We start from the raw sequence: 264 nt of genomic DNA on the forward strand, positions 1-264 counted from the left end.
CTTTTGAACGTACGATAAAGCGCTTACCTTCTGGTATTTCTAACGAAAAACTGGCGCCACGCCCGTCCACCACGTCAATGGTCAAATCCGTATTTTGCCATAATTTGTGCTGCGCTTTGCCCATATAAAATGGACAACCAGCAATCTCACCGACCAATACATCTTGGCCGCCTACCTTAAACTCACCTAGCGGGTAACACATAGGCGAGCTACCATCGCAGCAGCCACCAGACTGATGAAACATCAGTTCACCGTGCTTGGATT

Annotated in this window: 1 protein-coding gene; it reads right to left on the reverse strand. The window is 48.1% G+C overall.

Annotation, left to right across the window (positions count from 1 at the left end; all coding sequences use genetic code 11):
• Positions 1–244: DUF779 domain-containing protein (locus tag AAEZ06_RS27490; protein ID WP_350617282.1), on the reverse strand; the 244-nt coding region annotated here is incomplete at its 3' end.
• Positions 245–264 lie beyond the last annotated feature (20 nt).

It is taken from the genome of Pseudomonas sp. HY7a-MNA-CIBAN-0227 (assembly GCF_040310325.1).
Classification (GTDB): Bacteria; Pseudomonadota; Gammaproteobacteria; order Pseudomonadales; family Pseudomonadaceae; genus Aquipseudomonas.